This window comes from Faecalibacterium sp. BIOML-A4 (assembly GCF_009679665.1).
Classification (GTDB): Bacteria; Bacillota; Clostridia; order Oscillospirales; family Ruminococcaceae; genus Faecalibacterium; species Faecalibacterium taiwanense.
The window spans coordinates 1-23,004 of sequence record NZ_WKZG01000021.1 but is presented as its reverse complement, the minus strand read 5'-3'; the positions used below and the strand labels follow the sequence as shown (position 1 = coordinate 23,004).

23 protein-coding genes are annotated in these 23,004 nt (G+C 55.2%); 3 read left to right on the top strand and 20 right to left on the bottom strand.

Annotation, left to right across the window (positions count from 1 at the left end):
* Positions 1 to 123: 123 nt before the first annotated feature.
* Positions 124 to 1,461: an FMN-binding protein gene (locus GKG34_RS13575; protein WP_154256541.1), complete on the top strand. Its 1,338-nt coding sequence runs from the start codon at positions 124 to 126 to the stop codon at positions 1,459 to 1,461.
* A 177-nt stretch (positions 1,462 to 1,638) separates the two neighbouring features.
* On the opposite strand, the gene GKG34_RS13570 is transcribed toward GKG34_RS13575, so the two are convergent.
* From GKG34_RS13570 to GKG34_RS13525, 10 genes are all read right to left on the bottom strand, one after another.
* On the bottom strand, positions 1,639 to 2,151 hold the full coding sequence (locus tag GKG34_RS13570; RefSeq protein ID WP_173012988.1) for a ferritin: 513 nt from the start codon (positions 2,149 to 2,151) through the stop codon (positions 1,639 to 1,641).
* A gap of 565 nt (positions 2,152 to 2,716) precedes the next feature.
* Positions 2,717 to 3,646 carry a thioredoxin-disulfide reductase gene (gene trxB / locus GKG34_RS13565; RefSeq protein ID WP_005946373.1) on the bottom strand — a complete coding sequence of 310 codons (930 nt, stop codon included), beginning with the start codon at positions 3,644 to 3,646 and terminating at the stop codon, positions 2,717 to 2,719.
* Positions 3,647 to 3,660: 14 nt separating this feature from the next.
* Positions 3,661 to 3,984, bottom strand: coding sequence for a thioredoxin (trxA, locus tag GKG34_RS13560; protein ID WP_005921771.1), 324 nt, complete (start codon positions 3,982 to 3,984; stop codon positions 3,661 to 3,663).
* Positions 3,985 to 4,145: 161 nt separating this feature from the next.
* Positions 4,146 to 5,327: an MBL fold metallo-hydrolase gene (locus GKG34_RS13555; protein ID WP_005946374.1), complete on the bottom strand. Its 1,182-nt coding sequence runs from the start codon at positions 5,325 to 5,327 to the stop codon at positions 4,146 to 4,148.
* A 128-nt stretch (positions 5,328 to 5,455) separates the two neighbouring features.
* Positions 5,456 to 6,319 carry a nitroreductase family protein gene (locus GKG34_RS13550; protein WP_005946376.1) on the bottom strand — a complete coding sequence of 288 codons (864 nt, stop codon included), beginning with the start codon at positions 6,317 to 6,319 and terminating at the stop codon, positions 5,456 to 5,458.
* 34 nt (positions 6,320 to 6,353) lie between these two features.
* Positions 6,354 to 7,397: a ribonucleotide-diphosphate reductase subunit beta gene (locus tag GKG34_RS13545; RefSeq protein ID WP_005946381.1), complete on the bottom strand. Its 1,044-nt coding sequence runs from the start codon at positions 7,395 to 7,397 to the stop codon at positions 6,354 to 6,356.
* A gap of 10 nt (positions 7,398 to 7,407) precedes the next feature.
* The gene (locus GKG34_RS13540) at positions 7,408 to 9,924 is read right to left on the bottom strand and encodes a ribonucleoside-diphosphate reductase subunit alpha (protein ID WP_154256537.1); all 2,517 of its coding nucleotides are present in this window, start codon (positions 9,922 to 9,924) and stop codon (positions 7,408 to 7,410) included.
* A 166-nt stretch (positions 9,925 to 10,090) separates the two neighbouring features.
* Positions 10,091 to 11,302 (bottom strand): FprA family A-type flavoprotein, encoded by a 1,212-nt coding sequence (locus tag GKG34_RS13535; protein ID WP_118658168.1) that lies wholly within the window; start codon positions 11,300 to 11,302, stop codon positions 10,091 to 10,093.
* Positions 11,303 to 11,325: 23 nt separating this feature from the next.
* A complete protein-coding gene (locus GKG34_RS13530; protein ID WP_118658167.1) occupies positions 11,326 to 13,239 on the bottom strand; it encodes an acyl-CoA dehydrogenase family protein in 1,914 nt (637 codons plus the stop codon).
* Positions 13,240 to 13,261: 22 nt separating this feature from the next.
* Positions 13,262 to 13,693 (bottom strand): Rrf2 family transcriptional regulator, encoded by a 432-nt coding sequence (locus GKG34_RS13525; protein WP_154256535.1) that lies wholly within the window; start codon positions 13,691 to 13,693, stop codon positions 13,262 to 13,264.
* Positions 13,694 to 14,224: 531 nt separating this feature from the next.
* Between GKG34_RS13525 and GKG34_RS13520 the strand changes: the two genes are divergently transcribed.
* On the top strand, positions 14,225 to 15,304 hold the full coding sequence (locus tag GKG34_RS13520) for a diguanylate cyclase (protein ID WP_154256533.1): 1,080 nt from the start codon (positions 14,225 to 14,227) through the stop codon (positions 15,302 to 15,304).
* Between the two features lie 540 nt (positions 15,305 to 15,844).
* Here GKG34_RS13520 and GKG34_RS13515 read toward each other — a convergent pair.
* The 10 genes from GKG34_RS13515 to GKG34_RS13470 form a co-directional block, all read right to left on the bottom strand.
* Positions 15,845 to 16,516: a GTP pyrophosphokinase family protein gene (locus GKG34_RS13515; protein WP_005946396.1), complete on the bottom strand. Its 672-nt coding sequence runs from the start codon at positions 16,514 to 16,516 to the stop codon at positions 15,845 to 15,847.
* Positions 16,513 to 18,207, bottom strand: a complete 1,695-nt coding sequence (locus GKG34_RS13510) for an FAD-dependent oxidoreductase (RefSeq protein ID WP_005946398.1) — start codon at positions 18,205 to 18,207, stop codon at positions 16,513 to 16,515. Before GKG34_RS13510 ends, GKG34_RS13515 begins: the two co-directional genes overlap by 4 nt.
* A complete protein-coding gene (gene trxA / locus GKG34_RS13505) occupies positions 18,204 to 18,524 on the bottom strand; it encodes a thioredoxin (RefSeq protein ID WP_005946400.1) in 321 nt (106 codons plus the stop codon). The genes GKG34_RS13510 and trxA (GKG34_RS13505) overlap by 4 nt, the downstream gene beginning before the upstream one ends.
* A gap of 28 nt (positions 18,525 to 18,552) precedes the next feature.
* Positions 18,553 to 19,128, bottom strand: a complete 576-nt coding sequence (locus tag GKG34_RS13500; RefSeq protein WP_005946402.1) for a 4Fe-4S binding protein — start codon at positions 19,126 to 19,128, stop codon at positions 18,553 to 18,555.
* A complete protein-coding gene (locus GKG34_RS13495) occupies positions 19,125 to 19,328 on the bottom strand; it encodes a 4Fe-4S binding protein (protein ID WP_005946404.1) in 204 nt (67 codons plus the stop codon). The genes GKG34_RS13500 and GKG34_RS13495 overlap by 4 nt, the downstream gene beginning before the upstream one ends.
* Before the next feature lie 18 nt (positions 19,329 to 19,346).
* A complete protein-coding gene (locus GKG34_RS13490; protein WP_044954330.1) occupies positions 19,347 to 19,544 on the bottom strand; it encodes a Ferredoxin thioredoxin reductase subunit beta in 198 nt (65 codons plus the stop codon).
* A gap of 122 nt (positions 19,545 to 19,666) precedes the next feature.
* On the bottom strand, positions 19,667 to 20,041 hold the full coding sequence (locus GKG34_RS13485) for a desulfoferrodoxin family protein (RefSeq protein ID WP_005946408.1): 375 nt from the start codon (positions 20,039 to 20,041) through the stop codon (positions 19,667 to 19,669).
* 21 nt (positions 20,042 to 20,062) lie between these two features.
* The gene (gene rbr, locus GKG34_RS13480; protein WP_005946411.1) at positions 20,063 to 20,605 is read right to left on the bottom strand and encodes a rubrerythrin; all 543 of its coding nucleotides are present in this window, start codon (positions 20,603 to 20,605) and stop codon (positions 20,063 to 20,065) included.
* Positions 20,606 to 20,684: 79 nt separating this feature from the next.
* The gene (locus GKG34_RS13475; RefSeq protein WP_255536643.1) at positions 20,685 to 21,287 is read right to left on the bottom strand and encodes a Crp/Fnr family transcriptional regulator; all 603 of its coding nucleotides are present in this window, start codon (positions 21,285 to 21,287) and stop codon (positions 20,685 to 20,687) included.
* A 55-nt stretch (positions 21,288 to 21,342) separates the two neighbouring features.
* A complete protein-coding gene (locus tag GKG34_RS13470) occupies positions 21,343 to 22,122 on the bottom strand; it encodes a DUF134 domain-containing protein (protein WP_154256530.1) in 780 nt (259 codons plus the stop codon).
* A gap of 276 nt (positions 22,123 to 22,398) precedes the next feature.
* Between GKG34_RS13470 and GKG34_RS13465 the strand changes: the two genes are divergently transcribed.
* Positions 22,399 to 22,605, top strand: a complete 207-nt coding sequence (locus GKG34_RS13465) for a DUF6219 family protein (protein ID WP_082210884.1) — start codon at positions 22,399 to 22,401, stop codon at positions 22,603 to 22,605.
* Positions 22,606 to 23,004 lie beyond the last annotated feature (399 nt).

Genomic DNA, 23,004 nt, shown 5'->3' with positions numbered 1-23,004 from the left:
TATGTGCTAAAATCCTCTTGACAGCACCTCACAAAATATGTTATCTTTTGTAAACATCCTTGAAAAGATATGACATTTTCTGGGGACCGAACACAAACCGATTTTTCTCTGGAGGAAAGACCCATGAAACAGGAGATCATCCGCAAACTGAGCGCTGCCGTGGCCATGAGCCTCGTTGTTGGCGTCTCTCTGGCCGCCTGCGGCGGCAGCAGCAGCTCCACCGCTGCCGGTGTGACTAAGACCGGCTCTGCCGAAGGCTTTGGCGGTGCTGTCACCGCCACCCTGACCGTGGATGCCAACGGCACCGTTACCAACTGCAAACTGGAAGGCGCACAGGAGACCGAGAGCATCGGCGGCGCTGCACTGGAAGAGCTGTCCAAGCAGGTCGTGGCCGCCAACGGCCCCGCCATCGACGGCGTTGCCGGTGCCACGGTGACCTCCAAGGCCGTCCGGAAGGCCGTTGCCGCCGCACTGGGTGTGGAGCTGGCCGAAGAAGCCCCCGCCGATTCTGCTGCCGCAACCCCCGCTGAGCCCGCCGCCATCGTCCCGGTGGAAGGCGGCATCCAGATCGGTCAGGCCTATGCTGCCGCCCACGGCACCAAGTGCTTCACCGAAGCGGTGGCTGTGGTGAAGGATGACGTCATCCTCGCCGCCTACCTCGACGATTTTCAGTTCACCAGCACCGATGCAGGCGTGACCGCCGTGCCCAACTCCGACTCCGACTTTGCCGCAGGCTACGCCGAGGGCAAGGTGCTGATGTCCAAGCGGGCCAACGCCGATTATTACAGCAAGATGATGGCTGAAAAGGGCGGCTCCACGGTCGCTCTGGATGCAAACTTCGACGCCATCCAGAACTTTGCCGTCGGCAAGACCATCTCCGAGCTGGAGGATGTGGCCGCCAAGGGTGCCGAGGCTGTGGACGCCGTCTCCGGCGCAACGCTGGTGGATACCGCCGGTTATCTCTCTGCCATCGTGGATGCCGCCAAAAACGCCCAGACCACGCAGGCCGTGGAGTTCAACGGCAGCTCCGAGGACCTGAAGCTGAATGTGGTCTATGGGGCCGCACACGGTACCAAGTGCTTCACCTCCGGCGCTGTCGCCACCGCCGGGGACACCATCGTGCTGAGCTACATTGACGAGTTCCAGTTTGCCGGTTCGGACGCCGGGGTCGTCGGTGTGCCCAACTCCGATTCTGACTTCGGCGCAGGCTACGCCGAGGGCAAGGTGCTGATGTCCAAGCGGGTCAACGCCGATTACTACAGCAAGATGATGGCCGAAAAGGCTGGTTCCACCGTTTCGCTGGATGCCAACTACGACGCCATCCAGAATCACGTGAACGGCATGAGCATTGCCGACGCCGAGGCTCTGAGCAAAGATGAAAAGGCTGTGGACGCCGTTTCCGGTGCCACGCTGGTGGATACTGCCGGCTACGTTGGTGTGCTGGTGGATGCCGCAAAGTAAGGCAAGAAAAATAACGTTCCTCTGAACACAGCAGCGCCCGCCGGGAGATCTCCCGGCGGGCGCTGCTTATTTATTATACACAGTTAGCACAATCTAACCACCTGGTGGAAGAAAAGGCAGGCCACCTGTATGCAGTCTGCCTTTTGCCTGATGCGAAAGCCCGCAGACGCGCGGGGCTTACAGCACCAGCGAGGGCGCGGTGTAGACCCGTGCCTTCAGCTCGCTGTTTAGCATATACAGCCCCTTGCTGTCACCGCCGAACAGATCCATCTTGGTAATGAGGTCAGCGGCGTTCTTCTCCTCCTCACCCTGTTCCTTGATGAACCAGTCCAGCATCTGCATGGTGCGGAAGTCCCTGACCTCGTATGCGGCGGCGTAGATGGCATTGATGCTGGCGGTGACCAGCATCTCGTGTTCCAGTGCTTTTTTCAGCGGGGCCATGTGGTCGCCTCGTTCCCACTCCGGCTTTGCGATAGCCTCAAAGGTGACGTCCTCGCCGTTATTCTGCAAATACTGATAAAACAGCATGGCGTGATCACGTTCCTCCTGCGCCTGTACCCGGTACCAGTTCTCAAAGCCGTCCAGTCCGACGGCGGCGTAGTAGTTGGCAAAGTCCAGATATAGATAGGCGGAGTAGAACTCCTTATTGATCTGCTCGTTGAGCAGAAGAGATACGTTAGCGTTCATGATACTTCTCCTCCATAAGATTGTCTTTTCCTGCTCCCGGCATGGGGGCAGATATACCGTACCCAGAGCGATGCTGGGATGCTCCCTTTTCATCTCCAGGAACACCTGCTCCGCCTTGGGATGCTGCTGCAGCTCTGTTACGGCGGCCAATATCTCCTCTGCGTATTTTGGCGTACCGCCAACTCTCCAAATGCAAGAATGAATCTTATTATTTTGCTTTTATTATACCTATATTTTTTTCTCTGTCAACAAGCACAAAGGGCTTGTGCTCCAAAAGCTGCCTCGAAGCCGATTTTCTCAAATTATGTGACGCCGTCACAGTAAAACCGCTTGTCACGCGGTATACTACGCATAAAAGCACAGCCGCAGAGTACATCTGCGGCTGTGCTTTTGTGTTCAGTTGCTCACTGTTGCGTGGACTGGATATGGAGAGACAACATATCTCCCGATCTTACATGGGTTATCTTATCTGCCATCACTCTGGCAGTTTGCCTTGCAGATATGTCGGCATCCCCACTGCGGTCGTATCCGGCCTGACCTTAAACATGGCTTTTTCAATCTACCTCCCTTATCGGTTTTCCGCGATATATTTCTCCGCCATGTGGACTGCCACCGCGCCGTCCGCCACGGCGGTGACCACCTGACGGAGGGGCTTCGTCCTCACGTCGCCCACGGCGTAAACGCCGGGAATACTGGTTTCCGTGGTCTCTCCGGCCACGATATAGCCGCCGCCGTCCAGCGCCAGTTGACCCACCGCCAGCGCCGTGGCGGGCTGTCGGCCCACGCTGACAAATACGCCGTCGCAGTCCACCACGCTTTCCTCACCGGTGACGGTGTCCCGCAGGCGGACGCCGGTCAGCCTGTCCCCGGAAAGCAGCGCGGAAACGACGCTGTTCCAACGGAATTCCACGTTTTCGGCCTGTGCCAGCGGCTCGTGATAGATCTTGGTGGCCCGCAGGGTGTCTCTGCGGTGGACGAGGATCACTTTTTTCGCCACGCGGCTGAGGAGGAGGGCATCTGCCGCGGCGGAATTGCCGCCGCCCACCACGACCACCGTTTTGCCCTTGTAAAACATCCCGTCGCAGGCGGCGCAGTAGGCCACGCCCCGGCCCAACAGCTCCGTCTCTCCGGCAACGCCCAGCGTTCTGGGGTCTGCGCCGGTGGCCAGCACCACGGTTTTCCCCCGGAAGATCCCCTCGCTGGTCTCCACGAGCTTGGGAACCGCTGTCAGATCCATGCGGAGGACTTCTGCGTATTCGCTGCGTGCCCCGAAGCGCTCCGCCTGCTTTTGCATCTTCTCCGCCAGAGAGAAGCCGTCAATCCCATCCTCAAAGCCGGGATAGTTGTCGATCTGCTCGGTCAGGGCCATCTGCCCACCGGCGGACAGTTTTTCCAGCACGATGGTGTCCAGCCCCGCCCGTGCCGCGTACAGGGCGGCGGTGTAGCCGCCCGGTCCGCCGCCCACCACGAGCATATCATAAACATGATTGTTGTTCATATCTGAACCCTCCGTTATTTCGCCAAGGCTTCCTGAATGAAACGGTCGATTTCTGCCTTTGAGCCGGGCGCGATGATGGAATCCACGGCCTTTCCGTTCCGGTACAGCACCAGAGTTGGGATGTCCTCGATCCCCTCGGCCCCCGCCAGCCGCGGCTCCTCGTCAATGTTGATCTTGCCGACGGCGAGGCTGTCCGCGTATTCCTCTCCGATCTTCTCATACGCGGGGCCGATCCTCCGGCAGTAGCTGCACCAGGGCGCCCAGAAATCCACCAAAACGGGCTTTTTCTCCCGGATCGCCTGCTCAAACTGCTCCTGATTCATATTCATAGCTGCCATATCTGTCAGCTCCTTTCCTTTGTTTGGGTATTCTCAAGACTCCGGTCTCGCCCTACACCACATCGTGACCTCAACCTGAGATGACGGTACTCTGCCCTTGGGACATAAAGCAGATGAGTAAGACCATCATCTGTACGAAAATAGCTGCGGTTTGTTGCAGCTTATTCTGCGCAGAGCTCAGCCACCAGAGCGTCCATCTGCGCTTCGCTGGTTTGGTTCAATGCACCACGCAGAGACACTACCGTTTCGTAAAGGTGGATATCCTTCATCTCCTCCAATTTGGTGCGCATCAGCCGCGCGGCAGCAGGTGCCCAAGAGCCGTCTTCAATAAGGCCAACCCGGCGGTTTCGGAATCCCTTTGTCCGTAAATGTTCCAAAAACTCCCTCATGGGCGGAAACAGTCCTCCGTCATAGGTGGCGCTGGCTAAAACCAACTTCCCGCAGTAGAACGCACTGGCAACAGCGTAGGAAAGATCTGTCACAGTGAGATCACATATGCTGACCTGTACGCCTTTTTTCTCTAATTTACCCTTGAGGGTCTTCGCCGCATGGGCAGTATTTCCATGGATGGATGCGTGGGCAATCAGTATGCTCTCCGATTCTTCTGGTTCCCATTGTGACCAGAGATCATAGAGCCGCAGACACTCCTCCAGCCCTTCTGTAAGCACGGGACCGTGGAGCGGGCAGATTGTTTTGATCTCCAGCGCGGAGATTTTTTTCAGCAGAGCCTGCACCTGTGCGCCATATTTCCCGATAATATTGTAATAATACCGTCGGGCCTGCGGCACCCAGGGGGCACGGGCAGTCCGTTCCAGTGAGCCAAAGCGTCCGAAGGCATCCGCCGAGAACAGGATTTTTTCCGTTTCCTCATACGCCGTCATCACCTCCGGCCAGTGTACCATCGGCGCCAGCAGAAAGCGCAGCCGGTGCAAACCCAAGGAAAGCGTATCTCTTTCGCCAACCTCCAGCATACGGTCTTCCGACAATGCACCTGTGCCGAAGAACTGCTTGATCAGGGTAAATGTTTTCGCGTTTCCCACGATCTTCATCTCCGGGTACTTTTGTGCCAGCCGCATGAGACTGCCGGAATGATCCGGCTCCATGTGTGTGACCACAAGATAGTCGGGCCTGCGCCCCTCCAACACCCGCGCCACATTGGAAAGCCATTCTTCCGTTGCCCGTGCGTCCACGCTGTCCATCACGGCAATCTTCTCATCCAGAATGACATAGGAGTTGTAGCTCACTCCCATAGGCTGGACGGGGTACTGGTTTTCAAAGAGTGCCAATGTGTTATCATCCACCCCTACATAGCGGATGGCATCTGTTACCGTTTGGATAGCCATATAAAAAATACCTCCTATTTTCCTTACTCAGACTCTGACTGATAGGTTCTTCTTTTCTAATGAAACATACGCTCAACCGCGGATCGGCGGTCGCGCATTTTACCGTTGCCTTGCTTCCCCCAGAGTCGTTACATGTGGTACACCGCAGCGGAGCGAAGTCCTTCCGGCAGGCCGTCGGGCGCAGCAGGTGAAAGTTCCCAGCGTACCTGCCCCGCCCACTGGGAGGCGACAGCGGAGAAGTGGAGCATGACAATACCGAGATCCAATGCGGCATCCAAATTATCGGTGTAGGCATCCTCCTGCTGCACCAAATAGATGCTGTGATCCTGCACAAGGAAGCCATAGGGCTGACGGTTGAGATAGCTGGGGGAGAGCGAAGCGGCGTAGAAGGACTGCCAGAGCATATCGTCGTAGAAGTCCATCATCTCGTCAAGCCCAGACTTGTTGCTCCAGCTCCCCATGTGAACCAAATCGTGCACGCCCTTTTTGGGCGCGTAGTACTGCTGTTCGGCCCGCACATCGATCTGAGACATACTTAGGATATTCAGCCGCAGCTTTTTTGCGGTCTTTTCCCCGTAGCCAAAGGCAACGATTGCCGCCACCTCTAACGGGGTGGCGAGAGACAGTGCCTTTTTGATTTTGTCGCTGTCGGTGAAGGTCATCCAGCAGGTGTCAATGTCCAACTCAGTCAGCTTGAGGACGAGATCTTCCATCATGTAGCCGGCGTTGATGGCCGCATAGGAATGCGGGGCAGACATAAGGAGCAGGTAGTGCGGTGCTCCGATGAGAAATTGATTATAACCCGCTGAGCTCTCCAGCGCCGGCTGTGCATCCTTGTCCAAGACGATCAGCTCCGTTGCAATCTCCGGGACAAGACGGGGGCAGGTCTTTTCATAGTAGGATCGGAGCTGGCCGATAGCCTCGCTCGGAACTTCCTTTTCGCGGAATGCGCGAACGGATCTGCGATTTTGAATCATAGCGCTGTAATTCATAGTAGTATCTCCTATTCTGATGTCTTTGGTTTTCTTATAAATCGTCTATCAGTGCGGTGCTCTTGGCGTAGGCGGTACTGCGTGCCTCAAAGAAATCGGTCTTGACCATGTTGGCGTCGGCGTACTGGCTGACCCATTCCATGCTCTCCGGTTCGCTCTCAAAGCCTGGATACAATGCAGGATAGCCAAGGCTCGTCCAGCGGAGGTTGCCGAGATAGCGGATGTAATCGCTGATCATCTGCCGGTTCAGCCCCGGGATGTCGTCGCCGATTACATAATGCCCCCATGCGATCTCCTGCTCCACGCCCTCACGCATCATCTCGCGCAGCGCTTGTACGCTCTCGGCGGTGAACAACTCCGGCTGCTCCTTTTGCAGCTCCGTGATGATATTGCGGAACAGCCACAAGTGCGTGTTCTCATCGCGGTTTATGTAGCGAATCTCCTGCGCCGAGCCGGGCATCTTCCCGTTTCGGGAGAGATTGTAGAAGAACATAAAGCCGCTGTAAAAATAGATGCCCTCCAAAATATAGTTTGCCATCATCACGCGCAGCAGCGTGGGAGCGTCCTTCCGCTCCTGAAACTCGTTGTAGCAGTCCCCAATGAAGGTGTTGCGGCGCAGCAGATGCTCGTCCGTTTTCCATTGGTAGAGGATGTCATTGCGCTCCACGGGGGAACAGATGGTGTCGAGCATATAGCTGTAGCTCTGTGAGTGGACACACTCCTGAAACGCCTGAATGGACAGGCAGAGATTGACCTCGTTGGCGGTAATGTAGGCGCCGATATTAGGCAGGTTCGCTGTCTGAATGGAATCCAAAAAGACAAGAAAACTCAGAATTTTATCGTAGGCGCTGCGCTCGGCTGACAGCAGGCGGGGATAGTCCTTCACATCCTGCGAGAGATTGATCTCCTCAGGGATCCAAAAGTTGTTCATGGCCTGCCGGTACCAGTCGCTGACCCAAGCGTACTTCATATTGTTGAAGTCGTTGAGGTTAGTGGTATTGCCGCCGATCATGCGCCGCAGGCGCACATCAGGGTCGCCCTCCGGGTTAAAGAGGGGCTTTTTCTTCAGTTCCGTCATGCTATCCTCCTTATGACGAGCAGCTTTCGCAGGTCTCGACCTCAAGGGCCTTGCTGCGGACATAGTAAATGGTCTTGACGCCGGCCCTCCACGCCTCCAAATACAGTCTGAGCACCTGACGCATGGAATAGTCGTTGGTGATATAGAGATTCATGCTCTGCGCCTGGTCAATATGTCTCTGGCGAAGGCCCGCGGCGCGTACCGACCAGCTTTGGTCGATCAGATGCGCTGCCTTATAGTACCACCATGTGTCCATAGAAAGCTCCGGAGCAACGCGGGGCAGCATGCTGCCCTTTTTTTCCTCTAAAAAGAATTTCTTCATAATTGGATCTATGCCCGCCGACGTGCCGGAGAGGATAGATGTGCTGGAGGTCGGTGCGACCGCCAGCAGATAGGCGTTGCGCATTCCCTGCACCTCCACCGTTTTCGCAAGCGCCCGCCACTTTTCGGAGGTATAACCCCGCTTTTCAAAATACGCGCCCGTCTGCCAGTCGCTGCCCTCAAAGAGCGCGTAACGACCCTTTTCCCGTGCCAGTGCTGTGTCCGCCTTGACGGCAGCGTAGTTGATGAGCTCGAATACTGCGTCGGTGAAGGCAAGGTGCTCATCGCTCTCCCAGTGGATGCCGCGCTTTGCCAGCATGTGGTGGTAGCCGCTGACGCCCAGGCCGATGCTGCGGTACTTCTGATTGGTAAGCCGCGCGTATTCCAACGGGTAGAAGTTGAGGTCGATCACATTATCCAGTGCGCGGATGGCCGTTTCCACCGTGCGTTCCATATAGGCCTCGTCCTCCACCGGCAGATTACCGAGAGACAGACTCGCCAGGTTGCAGACCACAAACTCACCTGGGCGTGTGGCCGTCACCACAATTGTGTCGCCGTTCTCCGTGTGCACCTCAGTGCTGATGTGCTCGATGGGTGCCATGTTCTGCGCGATCTCCGTACAGAGATTGGAGCAATAGATCATTCCCGTGTGGCCGTTTGGGTTCATATGATTTACACTGTCGCGATTGAAAGCGAAGGGTGTGCCGGTCTCCACTGCCGAGCGAAGCACCAGCCGCACGATGTCCTTGACGGTGACGCTGCGCTTTTCGATGCGCGGGTCATTGACGCAGTCCAGATACCGCTTCTCCCATTCTGTACCCCAGTAATCCTCCAGTGCGTAGCCCTTGACCGTGAGGATCTCATGCGGACACATGAGATGCCACGGCGCGTCTATGTTCTCCTCCGCCAGTCGCCAGAAGAGATCCGGATAGCACACGGCGGGAAACACATCATGTGCCTTCATGCGGTCGTCGCCGTTGTTGGTGCGCAGTTGAAGGAATTCCGGCAGATCCCGGTGCCATGCGTCTAAGTAAACCGCCACAGCGCCCTGCCGCATCCCCAACTGATCCACCGCCACGGCGGTGTCGTTGACCAGCCGGATCCAGCGGATAACACCGCCCGCCGCCCCTTGAAAGCCGCGGATGGTGCTGCCTGCAGCGCGCACCTTACCGAAGTACATCCCCATTCCACCGCCGAATTTAGAGACCTTTGCGAAGTTGTCCAGAGAGCGGTAGATGCCGTCCAGACTGTCCGGCACAGTGTCCACAAAGCAGCTTGAAAGCTGATGGTAGGGCTTTCGTGCGTTGGACATGGTAGGTGTCGCCATTGTGACCTCCATACGGCTGAGCATATCGTAAAAGCGTTTTACCCACCCCATGCGGTCAGAGCCTTCGTTCATAGCAAGATGCAGCGCGATACCCAAAAACATCTCCTGCGGTGTTTCCAGCGGCACGCGGCTGCGTGACTGGATCACATAGCGTTTGAGCAGCAGGTCAAGGCCGGAGTAGGTGAACAGCTCGTCCCGTTCCGGGCAGAGAAAGTCCTCCGCCATGGCAATCTCCTCGTGGGTATAGTGGGCAAGGATATAGTCACCGTAGAGTCCCTTATCCGTCAGATAGCGAAGCTTGCCATAGAGGTCGCAGACGCCGCGCCCCTCCCATTCCTGTGCGTTGCGACAGCGAAAGGAGTGGTTCAGAAGCCGTGCCGCGATGAACTCCCACTTGGGTGCCTCTGCCGTAGTCAGCTCTACCGCCGCCTTGGTCAGTGCCTCAGCCCGCTCATCCTCCGTCATGCCCAGGCGACAGAAACTCTCAAACTTCATTTGAAGCGCCGCGAGGGAGTAGACTTCCTCGGTAAAATCCATCTGGATGCGGCGCAGCACCTCGTCAAGCGAGTCATCCCCCACCGTCCGCGCGATGGTATGCCGGACACGGCGCAGCGCAGACCGCTTTTCGCGGTAGAGGATGTACGCCTTGGCCACCTCATAGTGTCCGCGCTCCATGAGCGTTCGCTCCACCTCGTCCTGCACACGTTCTACGGTGAGCGGCACTGTGACGGAGAGATTGTTGAGAACGGTGGCGAGGATCTCATCCATCTCTCTGCTCCCGATCTCCTTGCCCTGTCCGTCAAACGCCTTTTTCATGGCGTTGAAAATTTTCTCCTGTTGAAAGGGAACAGACTCCCCGTTTCGTTTTCTGATCTCCATTTCGATCCTCTCATCTTCTCCGGGCACTTCTCATGTCCTTTTGGGCAAAGAGCGGGCAAGCGCAGTATCACGCTTGCCCGCTCTGTTTTTGAAAGCCGGTTTTTCTGCAGCCGACGCGGCGGGGCTGTTTGTTGTCTGTTGTCTTGGTTTTGGCTTTCCTTGCCAGTTACTTCATAGATTCCAGAATGGCGTCCGCCAGTGCTTCCAGCTCAGTGCGCTTGTCCGTGCCCATGGACGAGGCGAGACTGAGCCGCTCGTTGAGCACTGTCATGTTCTTAAGCTCATTGTTGACGAATTTCTGCATGAGGTCACCGGACTTCACCGCCCATGAGCCGTTTTCAATGATGGCAAAGGTGCGGTTTTGCAGATTCAGTGCCTTCATATCCATGAGGAAGTCATGCATGGCGGGGTAGATGCCGAGGTTGTAGGTCACAGAGGCTAGGACAATGTGACTGTACTTAAACGCCTCGGAGATCAGCTGGGAGACATGAGTGGAGGACACATCGTACATCGCCACCTTGCTCATGCCCTTATCGCAGAGCGACGTCGCCAGCGCCTGCGCCGCGTTCTCCGTGTTGCCATACATAGAGGCGTAGACGATGAGCACGCCCTGGGTTTCAGGGGCATAGCGGCTCCATGTGTCGTACTTTTCGATGAACCAGCCCAGATTCTTGCGCCACACGGGGCCGTGGAGCGGGCAGATGTACTTGATCTGATCCAAAACGCCGCCGGCCTTTTTCAGCAGGAGCTGGATGTGGGGGCCGTACTTGCCCACGATGTTGGTGAGGTAACGGCGGGCGTCGTCCAGCCAGTCCCGCTCGAAGTCCACCTCGTCGGCGAACAGCTTGCCGTCCAGCGCGCCGAAGGTGCCGAAGGCGTCGGCGGAAAAGAGGACGCCGTCGGTGACGTCGAGGGTCACCATGGCCTCCGGCCAGTGAACCATAGGCGCGCCCACAAAGGTGACGGTGTGCTTGCCGAAGGAGAAGGTGTCGCCCTCCTTCACCTCGATGCACTCATGTCCGTCCACATGGAAGCCGAACTGCCGCATGAGCATGAATGCCTTCTCATTGGAGATCAATTTCACCTTGGGATGGCGCAGCAGGATCTCCTCGATGCAGGCGGCGTGATCCGGCTCCAGATGGTTGACCAGCAGGTAGTCCAGCTCGCGGCCATCCAGCACATACGCCAGATTTTCCAAAAGCTGGCGGCAGGCAGACCAGTCCACCGTGTCAAAGAGCACCGTCTTTTCATCCAGCAGGCAGTAGGCGTTGTAGCTTACGCCCCGGGGAATGGGAAAGCAGTTTTCAAACAGGGCCAGGCGATGGTCGTTGGCGCCCACCCAGTAGAGGTCGTTCGTTACTTTACGCACGCAATACATCTTATCTTGCCTCCTTCACGGCCTCAAGCCTTTACAAATTGATCCTTCGTCTCCGCGCACTCGGGACACACCCACTCGGCGGGAAGCTGCTCAAAGAGGGTACCGGGCGCGATCTCGCCGTCCTCGTCGCCCAACTCCGGCACATACTCGTAGCCGCAGCCGCTGCAGACGTAGCGGTCGCCGATGGGGGCGGGCTTCGGCGGCGTGGGCCGCTTCATCTTTACCATGGGCGGCGCGGGCAGCTTTTCGCCGCTATCCAGCGCGGCAGTGAGCAGGGGCAGGATCTCCTCCACATCGCCCACGATGCCGTAGTCGCAGTTCTTGAAGATAGGCGCGTTACCGTTCTTATTGATGGCCACGATGGTGGAGGCGTCCTTGATGCCCTTAAGGTGCTGGGATGCGCCGGAGATGCCGCAGGCGATGTACAGATTGCCGGTGAACTTCTGACCGGACATACCCACATAGCGGTTCAGCGGCAGATATTTGAGAGTCTCCGCCACAGGGCGGGAAGAACCGATGGCCGCGCCGGCGGCCTTGGCCAGCGACTCTACCAGTTTCATGTTCTTTTTCTCCCCGATGCCCTTGCCCGCGGAGACCACCCGCTCCGCCTGCGGGATGGGCGTATCCATAGGGATGCCCACGGAGAAGTCGTGACCATCCTTCTTCAGCGCCGCCACAAGGTCGGCCACCTGCTGGGCAGCATCCCCCTCCCGGAAGATGGTCTTTTTGCGAATGCCGGTGATGGGCGCGGGTTTCTTGGCCGCCGAACGGCTCTCGCCGCCGGAGCTCTTGCCCAGCCTGCCCAACAGATGAGAGGCGATGACCACCCGCTGGATCTCGTTAGTGCCCTCGTAGAGGGTGGTGATCTTGGCGTCGCGGTAGGCCCGTTCCACCTCCATGCCCTTGAGGTAGCCGCTGCCGCCGTGGATCTGCAAGGCATCGTTGGTGACCTCCAGCGCGATGTCCGAGGCGTACATCTTCGCCATGGCGGACTCCATGCCGTAAGGCGCGTGCTGCTCCTTCAGCTCCGCCGCGGAGTAGATGAGGAACCGGGCGCAGCGCAGCTTGGTTGCCATATCCGCCAGCTTGAAGGCGATGCTCTGCTGGGCCGCGATGGGCTTGCCGAACTGGACGCGCTCCTTGGAATAGCTCAACGCGTGCTCAAACGCGCCCTGGGCGATGCCCAGCGCCTGCGCGGCGATGCCGATGCGCCCGCCGTCCAGCGTGGACATGGCAATCTTGAAGCCCTCGCCCTCCTTGCCCAATAGGTTTTCCTTGGGAACCTTCACGTCGTTAAAGATCAGCTCCGCCGTGGAGGAGGAGCGAATACCCATCTTGTCATAGTGGTCGCCGAACTCAAAGCCCTTCCAGCCCTTCTCCACGATGAAAGCGGAGATGCCCCGGGTGCCGATGTCCGGCGTGGTGACGGCGAAAACCACATAGGTGTCCGCCTTAGGGGCGTTGGTAATGAAGATCTTGCCGCCGTTGAGGAGGTAGTAGTCCCCCTTATCCAGCGCCGTGGTCTCCGTGCCGCCGGCGTCAGATCCGGCGTTGGTCTCCGTAAGGCCGAAGGCGCCGATCTTCTCGCCCTTGGCCAGCGGAACCAGATATTTCTTCTTCTGCTCCTCGGTGCCATAGGCGAAAATGGGCCATGAGCCGAGGGAGACGTGGGCGGAGAGGATTACGCCCGTGCCGCCGTCCACACGGGCCAGCTCCTCCACCGCGATGGCGTAGCTCAGAGCATCAAGACCGGCACCGCCGTACTCCTTGGGGTAGGGAATGCCCATCCAGCCCAGCTTGCCCAGCTTCTTGACAGCCTCATCGGGAAACTCGTTGTTCTGATCCATTAAAAATGCGAGGGGCTTGATCTCCTCCTCCGCAAAACTCCGGATCTTCGCGCGCAGCTCTTCGTGCGCCGACGTGGTTTGAAACAGCATACGGGTACCTCCTTTTAAAATTTTACAGCTTGCTTGTATCTTGGGGATCGGATCCGCCGGTCAGCAGCCTGCGCAGGCTCACGGCACGGAACGCCTCGTCCTGCTTTTTCTGCAAGGCCGCCAGCTGACAGTGGATGGCGCACCGCCCATGCTTGTCCTGCCAGTGGCATTCATATCCCGGCTCCATGCAGGCGCACAGGATGCCCCGCTCCCCCACGACCCCCATGAGATCGTAGAGAGAGGTCGCGTCCAGATCGCAGGACAGCGCGCAGCCGCCGAGAGCGCCGCGGCTCACCCGCACCAAATTGCCGGCGGAGAGCTTGCGCAGAATCTGGTAGGCAAACTGATTGGGGATCAATTCCGTTTCCGACATCTCGGCCACCGAATGCTTCTCCCCGTCCATCAGCACCCGCAAAATGCGCAGCGCGTAGTCCGTCTCTTTGGTGATGATCATGCTCCACATCCTCTTTTCGCTTGCTTGTTAATACCATAATATCAATCTTGATAAATTTTGTCAAGATAGTTTCAAAAAAAATATCGCTTTATTACAGACCGCCCCAGCCCGGGTCAGCTTCGCTTTCAATTCAGCGAAAAGCCATGTTCATTACAATTATAGAAGCCGAAAAAGCTGTGCCGTGGCAGTCCGCCAAAAGCAGAAAAGACTATGCCTGAAAACCAGAAAGCAGAGGAATTGGTTGGGGCTCGCAGGGGTCGTCCATCCAAGGCGGATGAGGCGATCCCTGACAAGCCTAAGCCATCCAACCGAAACAATCAATAAAGTGCGTGCTTTGAGTTTGTAGCAAGGCTCAAAAAGCCAGCCCCGCAGCAGGGGGAAAATATAGATTATTTTATCATGCCGATCATTCTTGGGAGACAGTAGAAAAATTTCCATTGTTATTGACATGATGTGCGTTACAGAGTAAAGTATTCACCAAGACTGATTCGCAATAAAGAATATCATGGTCGTTCCGTGATCGAGGTCGTTATGATAAAAGGAAATGTAAAAATAGATCGCAAAAATCTCATCAGCATCCTGCAAAGCTGCCTTGTGCTGATTTTGGTGATTCTTGTCGCTCTGATGATGGTCGAGATTGGCAACCTGAAGGGCACGGCCCGCGTCATCAATTATGCCGGGCTGGTGCGCGGAGCCACGCAGCGGGCGGTAAAGCTGGAGATCACAGGCACCCGAAACGATGAGTTGATCGCGTATTTAGACGATATTTTAAGCGATCTGACATCCGGGGATGGGCACTACGAATTGGTAAAGCTCAAGGACGCGGCCTATCAGGAAAGGCTGGACATCCAGCGTGCCTACTGGGAGCGGCTCAAGGCGGAGGTCGCGGCGGCCAGACAGCGTGGATATGAGAACACCCAAATCGTTGCCATGAGCGAGACCTATTTTGAAATGGCGGACGAAACGGTGTCTGCCGCGGAACATTATTCAGAAAAGATCGCCATGAAGATCCGCACTATTGAGATCCTCTCGGCACTGGATATGCTGTGCCTGGTGATCCTGATCATGCTCCAGACCGCCATGGCACTGAAAATGGCCCGGAAAAACCAACTGCTGGAGCAGAAGGCATACATTGACATCCATACCGGCCTGCCCAACAAAGGCTCCTGCGAGGAGCTTCTCAACAACAGGGAAATTCTCCGGGAGCCTACGGCCTGCGTCATATTTGACCTGAACAATCTGAAAACCGTCAACGATACGAGGGGTCATTCGGCGGGTGATCAACTGATCCTGAGCTTTGCCCGGCTTTTACGCCGGGTGATCCCGGAAAAGCATTTCGTGGGCAGATACGGCGGCGACGAATTTATGGCGGTCATTTACCATACGGACCGGCAGGAGGTGGAGGGCATACTGGACAGTCTGCGCAGGGAAGCCGACGCTGCAAACCGTGACGGCAATCAGCTTCCTCTCAGCTACGCCTACGGTTGGGCGATCTCCGCCGATTATGAAGGCTGCATCATGCAAACGCTGCTGGACAAGGCCGACTATTGCATGTACGAAAATAAGCGAGCCTACTACGCCACCCACGACCGGAGAGCGCCAAGGCCATAAGGCTCTTTTCAAACGAAAAACAGCAAGAACGAATTCGTCGCCACTATTGCGAAAAAAGCCTGGCCTGACGAAGAAAGGACAGGGAGGCGGCACTGAACGTCCACGTCGCAGTTGTGATGGAGGTACTGAAGGCTGGTGGCAGCGTGCAGTTCATCAGCTTCGTTAGCTTTGAGGTGAAGGGGTGCGCTGCCTGATCTGCCAGTTCGATGGTTTGCTGTACAGGAAACTCACCAGCAGGTACTTTACGATGAACGCTGGGGCGAGGGGCGGACGACTATCTTCTTTGCTGCACAACTGCACCATTTTCTCATACACGGACGATAGATCCAGCACTGCATTACATTTCCGGAGGATGGTCTCCTGCTGCATTAGATACTCGATTAATCCGCCAAGCTGATCTGGCCATTGCTGTAACGATACATAGCTGCCCTCCATGTACAAGGTTTTTGCTGGATTTTTGCCAGTTCTCTTGCTCCGATTATACAACAGATTGGCCTCTATGGATTGAAATATAAGGCTTTTTCTTTTATTCAGTGCATATTAAGTTAGGATGTGCAGTAGATGCTCCATTTTACCATCCCACTCTCTGCTGGAATCGGCGCACTCTTTCAATTCAGTTTCGACTTCAGCATTTATCGGCAAGTTTTTCTTGTAACGGATGGTATGCTCAAGGCTTGCCCAGAAGTCCATAGCGATTGTACGGAGTTGTATCTCCACTGGCACATGGATCTCTTTTTCCGCAAAGAATACCGGCAGCCGGATCGTCAGGTGCAGACTGCGATAGCCATTTGGCTTAGGGTGTGAAATATAATCTTTCTCCGTGATGATTTCAATGTCAGACTGATCTTTTAAGCACTTTGCCAAAAAGAACACATCCTCCTCGAAAGAGCAGATCACCCGCACACCGGCAATATCCATGATATTTGCCTGCATGGTCGGAAAATCCAGAGAAAGTCCGCGCTTCTGCATCTTATTCATAATGCTGGACGGCGACTTCAAGCGACTTTTCATACTTTCTATCGGATTGCGGTCATGCTGCAATGAAAACTCTTCGTTTAGAATTTCCAACCTGCTTTCCAGTGCTTTCAGCGCACATCGGTATTGCAGCATGACTTCCTGATACCTGCGATTTTCGCTTAAAAGGCGCTGGCACTGCAGATCATCTAAGCCTTTATCTGCCGCAACCGTCAAGCCAAATAAATTTTCACTCATAGTTTCTCCATTCCGCAGGGATAGGCGCTCCGCGCTGTCTGCTGCTCTTGTGTTACAACCTGATAAAAACTGTATCCGCCGGAGAGATGGGAACAGCTGAAACCATACTGCGTCAAAAGCCGACAGGCCAGATAACTGCGAAGCCCAGTCTGGCAATTCACATAGATAGGCTTGTCCCGCTCTAACTCGTCCAAGTGCTCCCGCAGATCGTCCAGTGGAATATTGCGGAATCCATTCAAGTGCCCACGCCGATATTCGCCTTCCGTACGGACGTCCAGCAGCGTCGCACTGCCATCGCAGGGCAAGCCCTCAACATCATTCCAATGGAACTGCTGCACTTTCCCGCTCTCCAAATCCTCGATCATAAAACCGGCCATATTGACCGGATCCTTGGCAGAGGAATAGGGCGGCGCATAGGAAAGGTCAAGTTCCGTCAGTTCCAAAGCTGTCATTTTTGCGCGAATGGCCGTTGCCAGTACATCAATACGCTTGTCCACACCGTCGCCGCCAACGATCTGCGCACCGAGCAACCGCAGGCTTTCTTTTTCATACAGTACCTTCATTGCCATTGACCGTGCGCCGGGATAATAGGCAGCGTGGGATGCTGGGAAAAGTACGACTTTGTCGTAAGCGATTCCTGCTGCCTGCGCTGCCTTTTCATTGATACCCGTGGAGGCCGCTGTCAAGCCAAACAGTTTCAGAACAGACGAACCCTGAGAGCCGGTAAAGTGGCTGTTGCCGCCGCAGATATTGTCAGCGGCAATGCGTCCCTGCTTGTTGGCGGGTCCCGCCAGCGAAATCAACGCTTTCTGCCCGGTTACAAAATGGGTGACCTCTACGGCATCGCCCACAGCATAGATGTCCGGCACGGAGGTTTCCATCCGTTCGTTGACAGCGATGCTGCCACGAATACCCAGCTCAAGTCCGGCCTCTTTTGCCAGATGGGTGTCCGGCGTGACGCCGATGGCCAGCAAAACCATATCCGAATGCAGCGGCTCACTACCCTCCAACAGGGTCAGCACGGAATCTCCGTCCTGTCGAAATCCGGTGACGGTTTCCCCCAACCGCAGAGTCACGCCGTGTCTGCGCATTTCCGCATGGACAAAGCTCGCCATATCCGTATCCAGCGGCGCTAATAGCTGCTTTGGACGTTGGACGATGGTGACAGAAACGCCCATTTCTGTAAGGTTTTCCGCCATTTCCAGACTGATAAAGCCGCCGCCAGCCAAAACAGCGTTTTTCGGCTTCTGATCCTCTACAAAGTGCCTAATGCGGAGGGTATCCTCCACGGTGCGCAGCGTGAAAACACGCTCACTGCTGACGCCGGAAAGCGCAGGAACCGTCGGCTTTGCGCCGGGTGCGAGGAGCAGTTTGTCATAGGTTTCCGTATAGATCTTCCCGCTGTCCAGTGTGCGGACAGTGACGGTTTTCTCTGCGGGATTGATCGCAGTTACTTCCTGCCGTACCCGTACATCAATGCGAAAGCGGTCCCAGAAGCTCTCCGGAGTTTGCAGTGTCAGTTCTTCTTGCTCCTTGATCACACCGCCCACATAATACGGCAGACCGCAGTTGGCATAGGACACATAGCCACTGCGCTCGATCATGATGATCTGGGCGTGTTCATCCAAACGGCGGATGCGGGCAGCGGCAGAAGCACCGCCCGCCACACCGCCTACGATCACAACTTTCATCTTGCGCCCTCCACCATTGCGGCAATCTCCGACTTAGGCCGATAGCCGACCGATTTGGTAATGGCCTTTCCATCCTTGAATACGACCAGCATCGGGATGCTGGATACTTGAAAACGCATTGCCAGCTCCATCTGCTCGTCCACGTTGACCTTGCCCACCTTGAGCGTACCGCTTTTTTCTTCGGCAAGCTCATGCAGTACGGGAGAGAGCATTTTGCACGGTCCGCACCAGTCCGCATAGAAATCCAGCAGGACGGGCTTGTCGGAATGCAGTATCTCATTTTCAAAATTCGCAGCAGTAATTTTCAGTTCAGCCATGAGAAAGGCTCCGTTCTGTTATCTTTGTTTATTTTTTGTTTTTCAGCTTGCAAATACTCTGCGTCATGGTTCCCATCGGGCAAAACGCACACCATGTGCGGGGCATGTAGAGCACCATAACGATCAGACCCAGCAGCAGAGAGGTCAGCATGAGGCTATAAAAGCCAAAGCTGAACTGCGCCACCCAGTCAGTGACCGTACCGGCTGTATAAGTCCAGCTCCACGGCACACGGAATGTCCAGAACAGCTTAATGGCCTCCCGCAGGGACGTAGCACCAGCAGCGACCAGATAGGTCTGGAACACCATGTTGCCGAACATCGTCAGGAAAAAGAGCAAAAAGGCATAACGGAACCACTTGGAGGACATCCAGCGGGGCGTGGGCATGCAGCGGGAGCATTTAAGGTCTGTCCCCAGCTTGCTGAACAGTTGACCCCGTCCACAGAGGTGGTTGCAAAAGAATTTGTTCCCGCCAAAGATGGCTAAAAGCAGCGGCAGAAGAAAATCGATCATACCCAGCCACGCGAACAGGATATTGAAAAAGCCCAGTGCAAAATAGATGATGGCATATACCCACAGGTAATCGTACCAATGCTTTGCTTTCATGCGTCAGCCCTCACTTTCACCTCAATGCAGCCGACGGGACAGAGCTTTGCGCACTTGCCGCAGCCTACGCAGCGTTCCGCCTCCACGGCGGCGTAGCAGCCACGGCGCACCTTGACGGCCCCCAGTGGGCAGGTATTTTCACACACACCACAGGCGACACACCGCGTCTTATCTATGGCAGCCAGTTTCTTTGACAGCATAGCTTTCCTCCCTTAATCCTACAAGGATTTGTAATAGAGCATACAGTGGCAGACCCCCTCGAAGCCCGGATCTGCAATTGGATTCTTGAACTCCTGGCACATACATTTGGTTGCCTCTGTGCGCTCCCTGAGGCAGGGGCAGTACCCGCCGGTGCGCTTGAGTCCTTTTCTGATGGTGCTGACAATCTCCTGATCGGGATTGAGCTTGATTTTCATGTTCGCCAGCTCTTTCTTGATTGTGGCTTTATCATACCGCAGGACAAAGTCTTTTTCTGTGACGAGGTTACATTGATAAAAAAATCCGGTGCTTTTTGAGCACCGGATTTTAAGAAGGTGAATTACGCTTTCCACAGACTGTGGAGGTTGCAGTAGGCGTAGACCGCCTCGACCTCATCGCCCTCGCAGAGAGCGAAGCAGACCTCCGGCTTTTCGCCGGGATGCAGTTCCTTACGCTGATTGCCCTGCTTGGTCTGGAGAGATACCCATTCGATGTAGTGCTCCGGCAGCATGGGGTGCTCCACGGAGCCGACCTTGACATGGACGATGCCGTTTTCCACTGTCCAGACAGGGACGTGCTTCTCCACGGCGGCATCGGTGGTGCCGGGAACGATCTCGCTCATCGGCTCGCCGCAGCAGACAACAGGGACGCCTGCGTCCTTAACTTTGGCAATGATGTTACCGCAATGCTTGCAAATGTAAAACTTCTGCTCCATGATAATTCTCCTTTTCTTTCTTTAATAGTTTTCTGCGTGAATTTCAAAATAACTCTGGGGATGGTTGCAGGTGGGGCAAACCTCCGGGGCCTTCTCGCCCACGACGATGTGACCGCAGTTGCGGCACTCCCACACCTTGACCTCGCTCTTGGCGAAGACCTCCGCCATCTCCACATTGTGCAGCAGGGCACGGTAGCGCTCCTCGTGGTGCTTTTCAATGGCGGCGACCAGGCGGAAACGCTGGGCCAGCTCATGGAAACCTTCCTCATCGGCTGTTTTGGCAAAGCCGTCGTACATATCCGTCCACTCGTAGTTCTCACCCTCAGCGGCGGAGAGAAGGTTTTCTGCGGTGTCGCCAATGCCGTTCAGTTCTTTGAACCACAGCTTGGCGTGTTCCTTCTCATTATCAGCGGTTTTGAGGAACAGTGCCGCGATCTGCTCAAAGCCTTCCTTCTTGGCCTTGGATGCAAAATAGGTGTACTTGTTGCGTGCCTCGGACTCACCGGCAAAGGCAGCCATCAGGTTTTTTTCGGTTTGAGTTCCTGCGTATTTCGTTTCTTTCATGGTGGATACTCCTTCCTGCTTTTCTGCTTTTATTGTAGCAAATCTATGATTTTATTCCGTGACGAAGTCACATTCCTTTTTATTTTAGACGATTTAGTCTGTTCTTATCCCGCAGCGTGATTGCACCACGCTTCAGCTCCACCAGTCCGTCCTCCGAGAAGCTTTTGAGCATCCGTGCCACTGCCTCCCGTGCCGAGCTGATGTGCTGGGCGATCTGCTCATGGGTCATACGTATCGTGTCGGAGCCGGTACGTTCCGCTTCGGCAAAGAGAAATTCTGCCAGCCGCTGATCCAGCCCCTTGAACATGATCTGCTGCATCGCCCACATCACATCAGAAAACCGTTTCGTTGCCAGTTCATAGAGAAAACAGCGGACATGGAGATTTTTCTCCTTGAGTGCAGCAATGACATTTGCAGGGATAACCAGAACGTCCGTATCCATTCCGGCAGTCATTTGCGTATCAAAGGTGATCTGGCTGATCACGCAGGAGGCGGAAAGCACGCATAGTTCGCCCGGATACAGGCGGAACAGCGTTACCTCCCGCCCCTCATCAGAGAGAAGATAGGTGCGGATCTCGCCGGAAAGAATAAACAGCATTCCGAGACATTCATTGTCGCTGCTGTGAACGAACGCACCTTTTTTATAATGACGGACAAAGGCACTTCGGCGTAGTGTGTCCATTTCGCGTTCGGTCAAGGATGACCAGAACGGAAGTTGTGTCAGTGTGCGTTCCATATCAATGGCAGCTATGCTTGCCGCAGCCGTGGTCACCGCAGGAGTGACCAGCCTCGCCGTGCTCATGGTCATGGTGGTCACAGTGAACGTTGGGATCGTAGCCCAAACTTCCGTTGAGCAATGCGCTCACCGCCGCGTCAGCGTCCCCGCTGACACCGCCGTAGAGCTTGATGCCCGCTTCGGCGAGTGCTGCCTGCGCACCGCCGCCGATGCCTCCGCAAACCAAAGTGTCCACACCGTGCTGCATTAGGAAGCCTGCCAGTGCGCCGTGACCACTGCCGTTGGTGTCAACGACTTTCGCATGAGTGATTTTGCCGTCCACAGCTTCATAAAGCTTGAACTGCTCGGCGTGACCGAAATGCTGAAAGATTTGACCGTTTTCATAGGCAACTGCAATTTTCATAATGGAATCTCCTTTGCAAGTTTTGCCTGATTTTTCCATGTTGGCTCTCTGCATCCGGCAGCAACGGCCGCAGTGAGCTGCCTCCTGTCCTCCGCAGATGCGGTAGTTTCCCCCGGTGATGTGCAGTGGTTTCCCGTGGACAAGATACGCTGCGATCTTGCTCCGTGCGCTTTCGTAAATCTCCTGCACGGTAGAGCGGGAAATGTCCATTTGAGCGGCACACTGCTCGTGGGTTTGCTGCTCCAAGTCAACCAGCCGAATGACCTCGTATTCGTCCAGCGTCAGCAGGATCGGCTCGGTATTCTCGCACCCGTTGGGACAGAATGTATCGACCTGTGGTACGCCACAAATTTGACGGCACCGTGGCGATCTTGGCATGGGAGCTTTCCTCCCTTTGTATTCGGTATATTCCGATTGTAGCACTTTGAGCAGAAAAAAGCAATTTTTTTCAAAAGCTGCTACATTTTCCGTCCTCATATGTGTGCCGGCTGATATTCGGAGTCGAATGCTACATGTGAGCCTTGTTCGTAATGCCCACCGATCATGACCGTAGCGGCAGTCACAGCATCCACATGCAAGCGTTCCCGGTAATGCTTGCATTTTCGTAAAAAGCCGTTATAATTGGATTAGTTAAATCAAAGGAGGTATCAAATCATGAAATCACATAAATACTGGTCCTTAGGCGCACTTTTCTGTATGTTGGGATGCATTTATTCTGGAATCAAAAAATCTATGACTGCGCATAAATATTTTGCCTATTCTTCATTGCTTTGTATGGGCATGTCCATTTATTCCGGTCACAAACTGGTTTCTCCAAAGAAGAAAAAAATCACTAAATCAAATAATAGTGAGAATAGTTAAATAAAAAATTTCCTTTATTCATCAAAGACAAAGTTGCTGGAGAATTTTTTTCTCCAGCAACTTTCTTTCATAGAGAAAACGCTGGGAGAGATCTCCCAGCGCAAGCAGCCCTAATCACGGTACCGACGTGTGCCAAGCCAAAGTGGACCCAGTACCCACAACCAAGGCAGTGAAAACGTTCTCGTCACTTTTAATACCGTAAGCACCAGCGTTAAAGCATACAAGAGGCTCATTGTAATTATTTCGGAACGGTCAGGTTTCTTATCCATACGCAGACCACCTCGAAAATCCGGTCACATCTGCGAAATAGTATAAAAGTCAGTATGCTTCATCCGGTTCGGTAGGTGCTGCGGTAATATCGCGGTAGAAAGTGGCCCATGCAACTTCCTCATAGGGGCG

Coding starts and splice junctions, on each gene's coding strand:
- GKG34_RS13575 (WP_154256541.1), top strand. CDS start 124: ATGAAACAGGAGATCATCCGCAAACTGAGCGCTGCCGTGGCCATGAGC.
- trxB (WP_005946373.1), bottom strand. CDS start 3,646: ATGAACAACAATCATGTTTATGATATGCTCGTGGTGGGCGGCGGACCG.
- trxA (WP_005921771.1), bottom strand. CDS start 3,984: ATGGCAGCTATGAATATGAATCAGGAGCAGTTTGAGCAGGCGATCCGG.
- GKG34_RS13555 (WP_005946374.1), bottom strand. CDS start 5,327: ATGGCTATCCAAACGGTAACAGATGCCATCCGCTATGTAGGGGTGGAT.
- GKG34_RS13550 (WP_005946376.1), bottom strand. CDS start 6,319: ATGAATTACAGCGCTATGATTCAAAATCGCAGATCCGTTCGCGCATTC.
- GKG34_RS13545 (WP_005946381.1), bottom strand. CDS start 7,397: ATGACGGAACTGAAGAAAAAGCCCCTCTTTAACCCGGAGGGCGACCCT.
- GKG34_RS13540 (WP_154256537.1), bottom strand. CDS start 9,924: ATGGAGATCAGAAAACGAAACGGGGAGTCTGTTCCCTTTCAACAGGAG.
- GKG34_RS13535 (WP_118658168.1), bottom strand. CDS start 11,302: ATGTATTGCGTGCGTAAAGTAACGAACGACCTCTACTGGGTGGGCGCC.
- GKG34_RS13530 (WP_118658167.1), bottom strand. CDS start 13,239: ATGCTGTTTCAAACCACGTCGGCGCACGAAGAGCTGCGCGCGAAGATC.
- GKG34_RS13525 (WP_154256535.1), bottom strand. CDS start 13,693: ATGATCATCACCAAAGAGACGGACTACGCGCTGCGCATTTTGCGGGTG.
- GKG34_RS13520 (WP_154256533.1), top strand. CDS start 14,225: ATGATAAAAGGAAATGTAAAAATAGATCGCAAAAATCTCATCAGCATC.
- GKG34_RS13515 (WP_005946396.1), bottom strand. CDS start 16,516: ATGAGTGAAAATTTATTTGGCTTGACGGTTGCGGCAGATAAAGGCTTA.
- GKG34_RS13510 (WP_005946398.1), bottom strand. CDS start 18,207: ATGAAAGTTGTGATCGTAGGCGGTGTGGCGGGCGGTGCTTCTGCCGCT.
- trxA (WP_005946400.1), bottom strand. CDS start 18,524: ATGGCTGAACTGAAAATTACTGCTGCGAATTTTGAAAATGAGATACTG.
- GKG34_RS13500 (WP_005946402.1), bottom strand. CDS start 19,128: ATGAAAGCAAAGCATTGGTACGATTACCTGTGGGTATATGCCATCATC.
- GKG34_RS13495 (WP_005946404.1), bottom strand. CDS start 19,328: ATGCTGTCAAAGAAACTGGCTGCCATAGATAAGACGCGGTGTGTCGCC.
- GKG34_RS13490 (WP_044954330.1), bottom strand. CDS start 19,544: ATGAAAATCAAGCTCAATCCCGATCAGGAGATTGTCAGCACCATCAGA.
- GKG34_RS13485 (WP_005946408.1), bottom strand. CDS start 20,041: ATGGAGCAGAAGTTTTACATTTGCAAGCATTGCGGTAACATCATTGCC.
- rbr (WP_005946411.1), bottom strand. CDS start 20,605: ATGAAAGAAACGAAATACGCAGGAACTCAAACCGAAAAAAACCTGATG.
- GKG34_RS13475 (WP_255536643.1), bottom strand. CDS start 21,287: ATGGACACACTACGCCGAAGTGCCTTTGTCCGTCATTATAAAAAAGGT.
- GKG34_RS13470 (WP_154256530.1), bottom strand. CDS start 22,122: ATGCCAAGATCGCCACGGTGCCGTCAAATTTGTGGCGTACCACAGGTC.
- GKG34_RS13465 (WP_082210884.1), top strand. CDS start 22,399: ATGAAATCACATAAATACTGGTCCTTAGGCGCACTTTTCTGTATGTTG.